Genomic DNA, 12737 nt, shown 5'->3' with positions numbered 1-12737 from the left:
ACCTGGGCTCCCCTGTCGACCCCTGTCGGCGTGGCGAACATCACAGTTGGACTTCGGCCGCCGGTGCCGGAATTCGGCCATCCGAGGTGGTGGAAATACCCCGGGAACACCGGTCGGGTCGCCCGGTGCGGCCCTTCCCGGAATTGCCGCCTTAACGCCGCTGCACGCTCGGTGAACGGCTAGCGCATTTGGGTCATCAGGCCGCGCAGAAATGTCAGGTCGACCTCTTCCAGTGAGGCGACCACCGTGCGCCGGGCGGCCGGGGTGATGGGGGCGACCGAGGGCACCGCCACGACGTGGCAGCCGGCGGCCTCCGCGGCGGCGACGCCGGTCGCGGTGTCCTCGACGACGGCGCAGCGGGCCGGGTCCGCGCCGAGTCCGGCCGCTGCGGCCAGGTACGGGTCGGGGTGGGGCTTGGTGCGGGGCACCTCGTCGCCCGCGACGGTGAGGGCGAAGTGCTGCGGGCCCAGCGTCTTCAGCACGCGGTCGATGATGCGCCGGTGCGAGGCGGAGACCAGGGCCGTGGGGATCCGGTGTGCGGACAGCTCCGTGAGCAGCCGGACGGCGCCGGGCATCAGCGGCAGGTCGCGGCCGATGCGCTGCTCGAAGCCGTCGTTGAGCAGGACGCTGAGTTCGGCGAGGGTGATGTCGGCGCCGGTGGCCTCGATGAGGAAGCCCGCGCTGCGGGTCATGGGGCCGCCGACCACGACGTGGCGCCAGGAGTCGTCGAGGGTGTGGCCGAGGGAGGCGAAGACCTCCGTCTCGACGTCCCACCAGAAGCCCTCGGTGTCCACCAGGGTGCCGTCCATGTCGAGGAGCACGGCCTGTAGGGCGGAGCCTTCGGCCGTACGGGTTCCGAGTGCGGGGACCGTACTGGTCATCCACGTACCTCCTTGAGGGACGATCAGGCCGGCTCCCACGAAGGGAGCCGGCCTGCAGTGGACCGACCAGTGTACGTCGTGCGGGGCGCGAACGCCTGGTGTGGCCCTGGAGGCGGTACGTCGCCTCAGCGGGCGTTGAAGTACTTCGCCTCCGGGTGGTGGATGACGATGGCGTCGGTGGACTGTTCGGGGTGGAGCTGGAACTCCTCGGAGAGGTGGACGCCGATGCGCTCCGGCTCGAGGAGGGCCGCGATCTTGGCGCGGTCCTCCAGGTCCGGGCAGGCGCCGTAGCCGAGGGAGAAGCGGGCGCCCCGGTACTTCAGGGCGAACATGTCCTCCATCTCGGCCGGGTCCTCCCCGGCGAAGCCGAGTTCGGAGCGGACGCGGGCGTGCCAGTACTCGGCGAGGGCTTCGGCGAGCTGGACGGACAGGCCGTGGAGTTCGAGGTAGTCGCGGTAGGCGTTGGCCTCGAACATGCGGGCCGTCTCCTCGCCGATGCGGGAGCCGACGGTGACGACCTGGAAGCCGACCACGTCGGTCTCGCCGGACTCCTCCGGGCGGAAGAAGTCGGCCAGGCAGAGGCGCCGGCCGCGGCGCTGGCGGGGGAAGGTGAAGCGGGTGCGCTCGTTGCCGTCGTCGTCGAGGACGATCAGGTCGTCGTCCTTGGAGACGCAGGGGAAGTAGCCGTAGACGACGGCCGCCTCCAGGAGGTTGTCGGTCTGGAGCCGGTCGAGGAGGCCGCGCAGGCGGGGCCGGCCCTCGGACTCGACGAGTTCCTCGTAGGAGGGCCCCTCGCCGGTGCGGGCCTGCTTGAGGCCCCACTGGCCCTTGAAGAGGGCGCCCTCGTCGAGCCAGGAGGCGTACTCCTTGAGCTGGATGCCCTTGACGACGCGGGTGCCGCGGAAGGGCGGGGCGGGGACGGGGTTGTCGGTGGCGACGTCGGAGCGGACGCTGCCCTCCTCGGGCCGTTCCTCGATCTCGACGGTGGCCGCCCGCACCCGGCGCTGCTTCAGCTCCGGCAGTGTGGCGCCGGGCACGCCGCGCTTGATGCCGATGAGTGCGTCCATGAGACGCAGGCCCTCGAAGGCGTCGCGGGCGTAGCGGACCTCGCCGTCGTAGATCTCGTGGAGGTCCTGCTCGACGTACGCCCTGGTCAGAGCCGCACCACCGAGGATCACCGGGTAGTCGGAGGCCAGCTTGCGCTGGTTGAGCTCCTCCAGGTTCTCCTTCATGATCACGGTGGACTTGACCAGGAGGCCGGACATGCCGATGACGTCGGCCCGGTGCTCGTCGGCGGCCTCCAGGATCGCGGAGACGGGCTGCTTGATGCCGAGGTTGACGACGGTGTAGCCGTTGTTGGACAGGATGATGTCGACGAGGTTCTTGCCGATGTCGTGGACGTCGCCGCGGACGGTGGCCAGCACGATCGTGCCCTTGCCGTCGTCGTCGGTCTTCTCCATGTGCGGCTCCAGGTGGGCCACCGCGGTCTTCATCACCTCGGCGGACTGGAGCACGAACGGCAGCTGCATCTGCCCGGAACCGAACAGTTCACCGACGACCTTCATGCCGTCCAGCAGGGTGTCGTTGACGATGTCGAGCGCCGGACGCTCCTGGAGCGCGGTGTCGAGGTCCTGCTCCAGGCCGTTCTTCTCACCGTCGATGATCCGCTGCTTGAGACGTTCCTCCAGCGGGAGGGCGGCCAGTTCCTCGGCCTTGGACGCCTTCAGCGACTTCGCGGTGGCGCCCTCGAAGAGCTGCATCAGCTTCTGCAGCGGGTCGTAGCCCTCGCGGCGGCGGTCGTAGATCAGGTCGAGGGCGGTGGTGACCTGCTCGTCGTCGAACCGGGCGATCGGCAGGATCTTGCTGGCGTGCACGATGGCCGAGTCCAGGCCCGCCTTGACGCACTCGTCGAGGAAGACGGAGTTCAGCAGGATACGGGCGGCCGGATTGAGACCGAAGGAGATGTTCGACAGACCGAGGGTGGTCTGCACGTCCGGGTGGCGCCGTTTGAGTTCCCGGATGCCTTCGATGGTGGCCAGACCGTCCTTGCGGGACTCCTCCTGGCCGGTGCAGATGGTGAAGGTCAGGCAGTCGACGAGGATGTCGGACTCGTGGATGCCCCAGTTCCCGGTCAGGTCCTCGATGAGCCGTTCGGCGATCTCGACCTTCTTCTCCGCGGTGCGGGCCTGCCCCACCTCGTCGATGGTCAGCGCGATCAGCGCGGCACCGTGCTCCCGCGCCAGCGTGGTGACACGGGCGAAGCGGGACTCCGGGCCGGCGCCGTCCTCGTAGTTCACCGAGTTGATCACCGCACGGCCGCCGAGCTTCTCCAGACCCGCCCGGATCACCTCGACCTCGGTCGAGTCCAGCACGATCGGCAGCGTGGAGGCGGTCGCGAACCGTCCCGCCAGCTCCTCCATGTCGGCCACGCCGTCCCGGCCGACGTAGTCGACGCAGAGGTCGAGCATGTGCGCGCCCTCACGGATCTGGTCGCGGGCCATCTCCACACAGTCGTCCCAGCGGCCCTCCAGCATCGCCTCACGGAACTTCTTCGACCCGTTGGCGTTCGTCCGCTCACCGATGGCGAGGTAGGAGGTGTCCTGGCGGAAGGGCACGGTCTGGTAGAGGGAGGCGGCGCCGGGCTCGGGCCGCGGGTGCCGCTCGGTGGGGGCGGTGCCGCGGACGCGTTCGACGACCTGGCGCAGGTGCTCGGGAGTGGTGCCGCAGCAGCCGCCGACCAGCGACAGGCCGTACTCGCGCACGAACGTCTCCTGCGCGTCCGCCAGCTCCGGTGCGGTCAGCGGATAGTGCGCACCGTCCTTGCCCAGCACCGGCAGACCGGCGTTCGGCATGCACGACAGCGGCACCCGCGAGTGCCGGGCGAGGTAGCGCAGGTGCTCGCTCATCTCGGCCGGGCCGGTGGCGCAGTTCAGGCCGATCATGTCGATGCCGAGGGGCTCCAGCGCGGTCAGCGCGGCGCCGATCTCGGAGCCGAGGAGCATGGTGCCGGTGGTCTCGACGGTCACGGACACGATGACCGGCAGGTCCAGGCCCAGGGCGTCCAGGGCGCGCCGGGCGCCGAGTACCGAGGCCTTGGTCTGGAGCAGGTCCTGGGTGGTCTCCACCAGCAGGGCGTCCGCGCCGCCGGCGACCAGGCCCTCGGCGTTGCGCTGGTAGGCGTCGCGCAGGACGGGGTAGGGGGCGTGGCCGAGGGTCGGGAGCTTGGTGCCGGGGCCCATGGAGCCCAGCACCCAGCGCTGCCGGCCGTCACGGGCGGCGAACTCGTCGGCGACCTCACGGGCCACCCGCGCACCCGCCTCGGACAGTTCATGGACACGCTCGGGAATGTCGTACTCACCGAGCGCGGAGTGGTTGGCGCCGAAGGTGTTGGTCTCCACCGCGTCGACACCGACGGCGAAGTACTCCTCGTGCACGGAGCGCACGATGTCCGGCCGGGTGAGGTTCAGGACCTCGTTGCACCCCTCCAACTGCTGGAAGTCCTCCAGCGTCGGGTTCTGGGCCTGAAGCATGGTGCCCATCGCACCGTCGGCCACCACCACACGGGTGGCCAGGGCCTCTCGAAGGGCGGACACGCGGGTGCGGGTGTCGGCGGGCGGGGTGGATGGCGACGAGGCCATGAAAGGGCTCCCTAGGATGCGACGGCTGTCGGCTTTGCGCCATGCCCGGTGCCGTCCGTGGTGGACGTCCCCGGGGAGAACGCACGCCGCCAGGGTAGCCGGGACCGGGGGCCGATGGTCGGGGAGTCCACGAGACGGACGAGTATGGCGGGGCGAATACCGGCCGAACGGACGAGTTTCCCCTTCCCGAACGGTCCGCGGAGGGCGGTGGCGCGCGTCCGGCGGACGCGTGCCCCGGGGGTCGTCCGCGGTCACCGGGAGGTGGCCGAAGTGCAACAGTTGCCCGCCGACCATTAGCGGGAGGTCGGCATGGACCGGTAGTGTTCGGCATTGCCGAACGACGTCAGCGACGCCGAGGTCGGCAGTCGAAGGGGACGGAGGCAGTACGTCGATGGCACGGAACATCCAGTCGCTCGAGCGGGCGGCCGCGATGCTGCGCCTGCTCGCGGGCGGCGAGCGGCGGCTCGGCCTGTCGGACATCGCCTCGTCGCTGGGTCTGGCCAAAGGCACCGCACACGGCATCCTGCGCACCCTCCAGCAGGAGGGCTTCGTCGAGCAGGACGACGCCTCGGGGCGCTACCAGCTGGGCGCCGAACTGCTGCGCCTGGGCACGACCTATCTGGACGTGCACGAGCTGCGGGCGCGCGCCCTGGTGTGGACGGACGACCTGGCCCGCTCCAGCGGGGAGAGCGTCCACCTCGGTGTCCTGCACCAGCAGGGCGTCCTGATCGTGCACCACGTCTTCCGGCCCGACGACAGCCGGCAGGTCCTGGAGATCGGGGCCATGCAGCCGCTGCACTCGACGGCACTGGGCAAGGTGCTCTCCGCGTACGACCCGGTGGCGCACAGCGAGGCACTGGAGGCCGACCGCAAGGCGTTCACGGACCGGACGGTCTGCGAGCCGGACAGCTTCGAGCACGTCCTGGACATCACGCGCGCGCGGGGGTACGCCGCCGACGTCGAGGAGACCTGGGAGGGCATCGCCTCCATCGCCGCCCCCATCCACGACCGCAGGCGGATGCCGGTCGGCGCGGTCGGCATCACCGGGGCCGTGGAGCGGCTGTGCCGGGAGGGCGAGCTGCGGACCGAGCTGGTCGCGGCGGTGCGGGACTGCGCCCGCGCGGTGTCGCGGGACCTGGGTGCCGGGCGGTTCTAGGGCGCACGCGAGCAGGCGCGGACACGCGCGTGGAGGCCGGGACACCGAGGGTGTCCCGGCCTTCGCCGTTCCCGCGGGGCGCCGGGGCCGGAGATCGATAACCCACGACGATCAATAACGATCGTGCTTTCGATAACACAGCTCTTGACGCACGCGTGACGCCGAACGAGACTCGCGTCCATCGGTCGGCATTGTCGAACACCTACCGGCAATACGCGTTAGAGTGTCCACAGTGCCAAGGGCCGCCATCGCTCTCACACCGAGGGCGCCGGAACACCCGGAGGGACCCGGGGTTCGGCTTTCCCTGGACGAAGGACAAAGGAGTCGCGGGTGTCCAGCTCCGACATCTTCATCGGCGAGACCATCGGTACCGCCCTGCTCATCCTGCTCGGCGGCGGCGTGTGTGCCGCCGTCACGCTCAAGGCCTCCAAGGCCCGCAACGCCGGCTGGCTCGCCATCGCCTTCGGGTGGGGCTTCGCCGTCATGACGGCGGCGTACATATCGGGTCCGCTCTCCGGCGCCCACCTCAACCCGGCCGTGACCGTGGGCATCGCGATCAAGGACGGCGACTGGAGCAACACCCCGACCTACTTCGCGGGCCAGCTCCTCGGCGCCATGATCGGCGCGGTCCTGGTCTGGATCGCCTACTACGGCCAGTTCCAGGCCCACCTCACCGACCGCGAGATCGTCGGCGGCCCCGGCGCACAGGACACGACGGCCAAGTCGGTCGAGGCGCAGGAGAAGGGCGCCGGCCCGGTCCTGGGCGTCTTCTCCACCGGCCCCGAGATCCGGCACACGGTCCAGAACCTCGCCACCGAGATCATCGGCACCTTCGTGCTGCTGCTCGCCATCCTCACCCAGGGCCTGAACGACGAGGGCAACGGCCTCGGCATCCTGGGCGCCCTGATCACCGGGTTCGTGGTGGTCTCCATCGGTCTGTCGCTCGGCGGTCCGACGGGATACGCGATCAACCCGGTCCGCGACCTCGGCCCGCGCATCGTGCACGCCCTGCTGCCGCTGCCCAACAAGGGCGGCTCCGACTGGTCCTACGCCTGGATCCCGGTCGTCGGTCCGCTGATCGGCGGTGCGATCGCCGGAGGTGTCTACAACGTCGCGTTCGCCTGAGCGGGCCCCCGCTCGGCGATCATCGAGCCGCAGACCACGCGCCGTACGCACCGGCCACCCACCACGGAACCCCAGGAGCACACAGTGACCGACGCCCACACCACCGGCATCGCCTCCCACGGCCACGGGCCGTTCATCGCCGCGATCGACCAGGGCACGACCTCCTCGCGCTGCATCGTCTTCGACCGCGACGGGCGCATCGTCTCCGTCGACCAGAAGGAGCACGAGCAGATCTTCCCCAAGCCGGGCTGGGTCGAGCACGACGCCACCGAGATCTGGACCAACGTCCAAGAGGTCGTCGCCGGAGCCGTCGAGAAGGCCGGCATCACCCGCGACGACATCAAGGCCATCGGCATCACCAACCAGCGCGAGACCACCCTCGTCTGGGACAGGAACACCGGTGAGCCCGTCCACAACGCCATCGTCTGGCAGGACACCCGCACCGACGCCCTGTGCAAGGAGCTCGGCCGCAATGTCGGCCAGGACCGCTTCCGCCGCGAGACCGGCCTGCCCCTCGCCTCCTACTTCGCCGGTCCCAAGGCCCGCTGGCTGCTGGACAACGTCGACGGGCTGCGCGAGCGCGCCGAGGCGGGCGACCTGCTCTTCGGCACCATGGACACCTGGGTCATCTGGAACCTGACCGGCGGCGTGAACGGCGGCAAGCACGTCACCGACGTCACCAACGCCTCCCGCACCATGCTGATGAACCTGCACACCATGGCGTGGGACGAGAAGATCGCCGAGTCGATCGGCGTACCGATGCAGATGCTCCCCGAGATCCGCTCCTCCGCCGAGGTCTACGGCGAGATCACCGGCGGCCGCCTCGGCGAGCTGCTCGGCGGCATCCCGGTCGCCTCCGCGCTCGGCGACCAGCAGGCGGCCCTGTTCGGCCAGACCTGCTTCTCCGAGGGCGAGACCAAGTCGACGTACGGCACCGGCACCTTCATGGTGATGAACACCGGTGACAAGCTGATCAACTCCTACTCGGGCCTGCTGACCACGGTCGGCTACAAGATCGGCGACCAGGACACGGTCTACGCCCTGGAGGGCTCGATCGCCGTCACCGGTTCGCTGGTGCAGTGGATGCGCGACCAGATGGGCCTGATCTCCACCGCCGCCGAGATCGAGACCCTCGCCCTGACCGTCGAGGACAACGGCGGCGCCTACTTCGTACCGGCCTTCTCCGGCCTGTTCGCCCCGTACTGGCGCTCCGACGCCCGCGGTGTGATCGCCGGCCTCACCCGGTACGTCACCAAGGCGCACCTCGCGCGCGCCGTCCTGGAGGCCACCGCCTGGCAGACCCGCGAGATCGCGGACGCCATGACGAAGGACTCCGGCGTGGAGCTGACCGCCCTCAAGGTCGACGGCGGCATGACCTCCAACAACCTGCTGATGCAGACCCTCGCCGACTTCGTGGACGCCCCCGTGGTGCGCCCGATGGTCGCCGAGACCACCTGCCTCGGCGCCGCCTACGCCGCCGGTCTCGCCGTCGGCTTCTGGAACAGCACCGACGACCTGCGCGCCAACTGGCGGCGGGCCGCCGAGTGGACCCCCCGCATGGACGCGGAGATCCGCGACCGTGAGTACAAGAGCTGGCTCAAGGCCGTCGAGCGGACCATGGGCTGGCTCGAGGACGAGGAGTAAGAACCACCATGACCACTCAGTCCACCCTGCAGTCCGTGCCTGCCCTGGGTACGCACCCGGCCTCCGGCTCCAACCCGAGCCGCGCCGAGACCCGGGAGCAGCTCTCCAAGGCGTCGTACGACCTTCTCGTGATCGGCGGCGGCATCCTGGGCATCTCCACCGCCTGGCACGCCGCGCAGTCCGGCCTCAGGGTGGCCGTGGTCGATGCCGGCGACTTCGCCGGCGCCACCTCCTCCGCCTCCTCCAAGCTGCTCCACGGCGGACTGCGCTACCTGCAGACCGGCGCGGTGAAGCTGGTGGCGGAGAACCACTTCGAGCGCCGTGCGGTCTCCCGCCAGGTGGCCCCCCACCTGGCGAACCCGCTCACCTTCTACCTCCCCGTGTACAAGGGCGGGCCGCACGGCGCGGCGAAGCTCGGGGCCGGCGTCTTCGCGTACTCGGCGCTGTCCGCCTTCGGCGACGGCGTCGGCCACCTGCTCTCCCCGGCCAAGGCCGCGCAGGACGTGCCGGAGCTGCGTACCGACAACCTCAAGGCCGTGGCCGTGTACGGCGACGACCAGATGAACGACGCCCGCATGGCCCTGATGACGGTCCGCGCGGCGGTCGACTCCGGTGCGGTGGTCCTCAACCACGCCGAGGTCACGGGGCTGCGCTTCACCGACGGCCGGGTGACCGGCGCCGAGCTGAAGGACCGGCTGTCCGGCGACGAGTTCGGGGTGAACGCCCGCCTGGTGCTCAACGCGACCGGACCGTGGGTCGACCACCTGCGCCGCATGGAGAACCCGGCCGCGGCCCCGTCCATCCGCCTGTCCAAGGGCGCGCACCTGGTGCTCAAGCGCACCGCGCCGTGGAAGGCCGCGCTGGCCACCCCGATCGACAAGTACCGGATCACCTTCGCCCTCCCCTGGGAGGACATGCTGCTGCTCGGCACCACCGACGAGGAGTTCGAGGGCGACCCGGGGGACGTCGCCGTCAACGACAAGGACGTGGCCCAGATACTCGACGAGGCCGCGTTCTCCATCCGCGACCAGCAGCTGGACCGTGACCTCATCACGTACTCCTTCGCGGGCCTGCGGGTGCTGCCCGGCGGTCCCGGAGACACGTCGAAGGCCAAGCGCGAGACGGTCGTCACCGAGGGTCGGGGCGGGATGCTGTCCGTCGCGGGCGGCAAGTGGACCACCTTCCGCCACATCGGCCGTACGGTGATGAAGAAGCTGGAGTCGCTGCCCGGCCACCCGCTGGGTGACGGCTTCGAGCCGATCGCGTCGCTGCCGAAGAAGCTGCCGCTGCCCGGCGTCGCCAACCCGCGCGCGGTGGCCCACCGGCTGCTGGTGGACGGCTCCGCGCCCGGCCCGCGCATGGCGGCCGACACCGCCAGGCACCTGGCCACGCACTACGGCTCGCTCGCCTTCGACATCGCCCGGCTCGCCAACGAGAGCCCCGAGCTGGCGCAGCGCGTGCACCCGGACGCCCCGGAGATCTGGGCGCAGGTCGTGTGGGCCCGGGACAACGAGTGGGCCGAGACGGCGGACGACGTGCTGCGCCGCCGTACGACGCTGACGATCCGCGGCCTGGCCACGGACGACGTCCGCACGCGGGTCCAGGACGTGCTCGACAAGAAGTAGGACCGGCCGGCTCCCGCGTCGGGTGTTCCGGCCCCGGGTACGGGGCAGTGATCCGTTCACTGCCCCGTACGAAGGGGCTGCGGGCGGCCCCTCGGCACGCCGTAAGGTTGGGGGGTACGCGAGGGCACGTCGGAAGGAGGCGCTGGGTGATCGAGCTCGAGGGGGTTCCCGAGCTGGTCGACCCGGTCATGGTGGCCGCGTTCGAGGGCTGGAACGATGCCGGTGACGCCGCCTCCACCGCGGTCGCGCATCTCGACAAGGAGTGGAAGGGCGAGGTGTTCGCGGCGCTGGACGCCGAGGACTACTACGACTTCCAGGTCAACCGTCCCACGGTGTTCATCGAGGACGGCGTCCGCAAGGTCACCTGGCCGACGACGAGGCTCTCGGTGGTCCGGGTCGGGGGCGACAAACCGCGCGACCTGGTGCTCGTGCGGGGCATCGAACCGTCCATGCGCTGGCGCTCGTTCTGCAACGAGCTGCTGGGCTTCGCTCATGAGCTGGGCGTCGAGCTGGTGGTCGTCCTGGGTGCCCTGCTGGGCGACACCCCGCACACCCGTCCGGTCCCGATCAGCGGCACCACGTCGGACGCCGACCTGGCCCGGCGCATGGACCTGGAGGAGACCAAGTACGAGGGGCCCACGGGCATCGTCGGCATCCTCCAGGAGGCGTGCGCGCACGCGGGCGTGCCGGCGGTGTCGCTGTGGGCGGCGGTGCCGCACTACGTGTCGCAGCCGCCGAACCCGAAGGCCACGCTGGCCCTGCTGAACCGGCTGGAGGACCTGATCGGGGTCCGGGTCCCGCTGGGCGAGCTGCCCGAGGACGCGCGTGCCTGGCAGGTGGGCGTGGACCAGCTGGCCGCGGAGGACACCGAGGTCGCGGAGTACGTGCAGTCGCTGGAGGAGGCGCGGGACACGGCGGAGCTGCCGGAGGCGTCGGGCGAGGCGATCGCGCGGGAGTTCGAGCGGTATCTGCGGCGGCGGGACGGGGGCGGGCCGGGCGGGCACGCCACGGCGGACGGGGGCGAGGGTCCGGCCGGTACGCCGTTCCTGCGGGACAATCCGAGCGGGCGGACGCGGCCGCCGAAGCCGCCGAAGGCGGGCGGGGAGGACGAGGAGTCCTCGGAGGACTGAGCCGGTTGGACATGAGTGAGGGGCGCCTCCCTGGTGGGAGCGCCCCTCGGTCATTTTGGTGCGGGTTACTGCGGGAGGGCGTGGGCCGGCACTGGGCCGGTTGCCGCCTGCGCCCACCCGTGCCGCCCTGGGGGTACCTCCCAGGCCGTTCAGGCACTGGGGGAGGCACGACTGCCCGCAGCTGGGGCGGGCGGCGTGGCGACTGCCCGCAGTCGGGGCCTTACAGCGCTACGCCCAGCAACGCGTCCACCGCTCGGGAGACGACGCCCGGGGCGCCGATGTCCGTGCCGCCGGAGGCCTGCTGGAGGGCGGCCCAGTCGTCGATCGCGGCGAGGGCGGCCGGGGAGTCCAGGTCGTTGGCGAGGGCTTCGCGGATCTGCTCCACCAGGGCCTCGGCGGGCGGGCCGTCGGGGCGGGAGACGGCGGCGCGCCAGCGGTCGAGGCGGGCGAGGGCGTCCTCCAGGACCTGGTCGGTCCACTCCCAGTCGGAACGGTAGTGGTGGGCGAGCAGCGTGAGCCGGATGGCGGCCGGGTCGACGCCCTCGCGGCGCAGCTGGGAGACGAAGACCAGGTTGCCCTTGGACTTGGACATCTTCTCGCCGTCGAGACCGACCATGCCGGCGTGCACGTAGGCCTTGGCCATGGGGAACTCGCCGGTGAGGGCCTGGGCGTGCGAGGCGCCCATCTCGTGGTGCGGGAAGGCCAGGTCGGAGCCGCCGCCCTGGACGTCGAAGCCCATGCCCAGGTGGTCGAGGGCGATGGCCACGCACTCGATGTGCCAGCCGGGGCGCCCGCGGCCGAGCGACCCGCCGTCCCAGCTGGGTTCGCCCTCGCGGGCGGCCATCCACAGCATCGGGTCGAGCGGGTTCTTCTTGCCGGGCCGGTCGGGGTCGCCGCCCCGCTCGGCGGAGAGCAGCCGCATGGTCGCGGCGTCGAGGTGGGAGACGCCGCCGAAGTGCGGGTCCGCCTCGACGGAGAAGTAGACGTCGCCCTCGAGCTCGTAGGCCGCGCCGGCGTCACGCAGCCGCTCGACGAGCGGGACGATGCCGGGTATGGCCTCGACGGCGCCTATGTAGTGCTGCGGCGGCAGCATCCGCAGCGCCGTCATGTCCTCGCGGAAGAGGGCGGTCTCCTGCTCGGCGAGGGCGGTCCAGTCGACCCCGTCGCGCACGGCCCGCTCGAGGAGCGGGTCGTCCACGTCGGTGACGTTCTGGACGTAGTGGACCTGCCGCTTGGTGTCGAGCCACACGCGCTGCACGAGGTCGAACGCGTTGTAGGTCGCCGCGTGCCCCATGTGGGTGGCGTCGTACGGCGTGATGCCGCAGACGTAGATACGGGCGACGGGACCGGGGTCGAGGGTGACCGGGCCGCCGGTCGCGGTGTCGTGGATCCTCAGGTCGCGGCCCTGACCAGGCAGGGCGGGGACCTCGGAAGCGGGCCAGGCATGCATGACATGAGCCTAACCGGACGGATGTTCCGTACACGAACCGGACCGGGCCGGATGGCCGGTAAGGCGCTCTTGCGCACCTCCGGCCGGT

Annotated in this window: 8 protein-coding genes; 5 read left to right on the top strand and 3 right to left on the bottom strand. The window is 71.0% G+C overall.

Annotated elements, in window-relative coordinates; translation table 11 throughout:
* Window positions 1-179: 179 nt before the first annotated feature.
* Window positions 180-881, bottom strand: coding sequence for an HAD family phosphatase (locus tag OHA99_RS29880; RefSeq protein ID WP_366473220.1), 702 nt, complete (start codon window positions 879-881; stop codon window positions 180-182).
* A gap of 125 nt (window positions 882-1006) precedes the next feature.
* Complete coding sequence (metH, locus tag OHA99_RS29875) at window positions 1007-4519, bottom strand: methionine synthase (RefSeq protein ID WP_153180635.1); 3513 nt, start codon at window positions 4517-4519, stop codon at window positions 1007-1009.
* 391 nt (window positions 4520-4910) lie between these two features.
* On the opposite strand from metH, the gene OHA99_RS29870 reads away from it, so the two are divergent.
* From OHA99_RS29870 to parJ, 5 genes are all read left to right on the top strand, one after another.
* The gene (locus tag OHA99_RS29870; RefSeq protein WP_153180634.1) at window positions 4911-5675 is read left to right on the top strand and encodes an IclR family transcriptional regulator; all 765 of its coding nucleotides are present in this window, start codon (window positions 4911-4913) and stop codon (window positions 5673-5675) included.
* Between the two features lie 330 nt (window positions 5676-6005).
* Window positions 6006-6800, top strand: coding sequence for an MIP/aquaporin family protein (locus tag OHA99_RS29865; RefSeq protein WP_153180633.1), 795 nt, complete (start codon window positions 6006-6008; stop codon window positions 6798-6800).
* 84 nt (window positions 6801-6884) lie between these two features.
* Window positions 6885-8444, top strand: coding sequence for a glycerol kinase GlpK (gene glpK, locus OHA99_RS29860; RefSeq protein WP_381498277.1), 1560 nt, complete (start codon window positions 6885-6887; stop codon window positions 8442-8444).
* 8 nt (window positions 8445-8452) lie between these two features.
* On the top strand, window positions 8453-10069 hold the full coding sequence (locus tag OHA99_RS29855; protein WP_153180632.1) for a glycerol-3-phosphate dehydrogenase/oxidase: 1617 nt from the start codon (window positions 8453-8455) through the stop codon (window positions 10067-10069).
* A 146-nt stretch (window positions 10070-10215) separates the two neighbouring features.
* Entirely contained in the window at window positions 10216-11199 is a 984-nt protein-coding gene (parJ, locus tag OHA99_RS29850; protein WP_054103205.1) for a filament polymerization regulator ParJ, read from the top strand.
* Between the two features lie 220 nt (window positions 11200-11419).
* Here parJ and mshC read toward each other — a convergent pair whose 3' ends face one another.
* Window positions 11420-12649, bottom strand: a complete 1230-nt coding sequence (gene mshC / locus OHA99_RS29845) for a cysteine--1-D-myo-inosityl 2-amino-2-deoxy-alpha-D-glucopyranoside ligase (RefSeq protein ID WP_007447866.1) — start codon at window positions 12647-12649, stop codon at window positions 11420-11422.
* Window positions 12650-12737: the final 88 nt, after the last annotated feature.

Source organism: Streptomyces coelicoflavus (assembly GCF_045041415.1).
Taxonomy (GTDB): domain Bacteria; phylum Actinomycetota; class Actinomycetes; order Streptomycetales; family Streptomycetaceae; genus Streptomyces; species Streptomyces coelicoflavus.
This window is presented reverse-complemented; position numbering and strand designations above follow the sequence as displayed.